The sequence below is a fragment of the Stutzerimonas stutzeri genome (assembly GCF_024448895.1).
Classification (GTDB): domain Bacteria; phylum Pseudomonadota; class Gammaproteobacteria; order Pseudomonadales; family Pseudomonadaceae; genus Stutzerimonas; species Stutzerimonas stutzeri_Q.
In genome coordinates this window covers 1-2070 of record NZ_JAMOIC010000059.1, presented here as the reverse complement: position 1 = coordinate 2070, position 2070 = coordinate 1, and the positions used below count along the sequence as shown (strand labels likewise).

The 2070-nt window shown below is 64.9% G+C and carries 2 protein-coding genes; both read left to right on the top strand.

Translation table 11 applies throughout. The features are described 5' to 3' along the window. The first annotated feature begins 84 nt into the window (after positions 1–84). Positions 85–444 (top strand): IS66 family insertion sequence element accessory protein TnpB, encoded by a 360-nt coding sequence (gene tnpB, locus NA619_RS24895; protein ID WP_011914302.1) that lies wholly within the window; start codon positions 85–87, stop codon positions 442–444. An 18-nt stretch (positions 445–462) separates the two neighbouring features. Beyond that, positions 463–2025, top strand: coding sequence for an IS66 family transposase (gene tnpC / locus NA619_RS24890; protein ID WP_255964432.1), 1563 nt, complete (start codon positions 463–465; stop codon positions 2023–2025). Positions 2026–2070: the final 45 nt, after the last annotated feature.

Here is a 2070-nt window from a genome sequence, read left to right as displayed (position 1 = left end):
GTAACCGCGCCATGAACCCCACCTTCAAACCCGCGGCCTGAGGCCGGATGCTGAGCTCCCGATTCCCTCTGGAGCTTACCCGGCATGATGCGTCCCGATGCCAAGGTCGAAAAAGTCTACCTCTACCCCCAACCCGTGGACTTTCGAAAATCCATCGACGGTCTGGCCGCTCTGGTCGAACTGGATATCAAGGTCGCCGTGTTCGACCCAGTGCTGTTCGTCTTCCTCAACCGCGCCCGCAATCGGGTGAAGATTTTGTATTGGGAGCGCAACGGCTTTTGCCTGTGGCTCAAGCGCCTGGATGCCGAGCGCTTCAAGTCGCACCCCGAGCCCGGTGACGCGGCCATCGTGCTGACGGCCCAGGAATTGAACTGGTTATTGGACGGCATCGACCTCTGGCGCAACCGCCCGCACCAGGTGCTGACCCCACGTTTCGTGACCTGAACCGGTATAATCCACGGCATGCTGACCATGCCCAAAACCCTTCCCGACGACCCGATTCTGCTCAAGCAGTTGCTGCTCGCGGCGAGCGCGCAGATGTCGGAAAAGGACAAGGCAATAACGGCCAAGGACGGGCAAATCGAGCACCTTCGCGAACAAAATGCGCTGCTGCTCCAGCGCCTGTTCGGCCGTAAATCCGAGCAGAGCCCCGATCCCGACTCGCCGCAGCTGGCCATGTTCAACGAGGCCGAAAGCCTGGCCGACCCGGCCACGGCAGAGGCCGCTGACGATGCAGAAGAAGGCGTTGCGCCGCTCAAGCGCCGCGGCAAGCGCAGGCCGCTGCCGGCCGAGCTGCCGCGCATCGAGGTCCTCCATGAGCTGCCCGAACATGAGCTGACCTGCGTCTGCGGGTGCCGCAAACACGTCATCGGCGAAGACACCAGCGAGCAGCTGGAGATCGTGCCGATGCAGATCCGGGTGATCCGCCACATCCGTAAAACCTACGGCTGCCGGGGCTGCGAAGCCGCGCCGGTGACCGCCGACAAGCCGGCGCAACTGATCGAGAAAAGCCTGGCCAGCCCCAGCCTGCTGGCCACGCTGCTGACCGCCAAGTACGTCGACGGCCTGCCGCTGCACCGTTTCGAAAACGTGCTGAGCCGTCACGGCCTCGAGCTTTCCCGCCAGACCCTGGCGCGCTGGGTGATCCAGTGCGGCCAGCAGCTGCAACCGGTGCTCAACCTGCTGCGCGACCAGCTGTTCGACAGCCGCGTGATCCACTGCGACGAAACCCGGGTGCAAGTGCTCAAGGAACCGGACCGAGCGCCCAGTAGCCAATCTTGGATGTGGGTGCAAACCGGCGGCCCGCCGGATAAGCCGGTGATCCTCTTCGACTACTCATCCAGCCGCGCGCAGGAAGTGCCGTTGCACCTGCTCGAGGGCTATCGCGGCTACCTGATGACCGACGACTACGCCGGCTATAACGCCGTGGCCGCGCGGGACGGCGTCGAACGCCTGGCCTGCTGGGCCCATGCGCGGCGCAAGTTCGTCGAGGCGCAAAAGGTGCAACCCAAGGGCAAGACCGGGCGCGCCGACATCGCCCTGGGCTTGATCAACAAGCTCTACGGCATCGAGCGCGACCTCAAGGCGGCGAGCGACGAAGCCCGGCAGGCCGGGCGGCAGCAGCACAGCGTGCCGCTGCTCGCGCAGCTACGCGCCTGGCTGGAGAAAACCCAGCCCCAGGTCACCGCGCAGAATGCCCTGGGCAAGGCGCTGAGCTACCTGGCCAGCAACTGGAGCCGCCTGGTGCGCTACGTCGAAGCCGGCTTTTTACCGATCGACAACAACGCGGCCGAGCGGGCCATCCGGCCTTTCGTTATCGGCCGCAAGAACTGGCTGTTCAGCGACACGCCCCGGGGCGCGTCCGCCAGCGCCCAGCTCTACAGCCTGGTGGAAACCGCCAAGGCCAACGGCCAGGAACCCTACGCCTACCTGCGCCACGTCCTCGAACGACTGCCTCAGGTCCAGGCCGTCGAGGACTACGACGCGCTGCTGCCGTGGAACTGCACACCGACCCTGCCTCGCTAAACGAAACACCCAGCGGTCAATAGGTGGTGTTCGTGGATCGCGTAC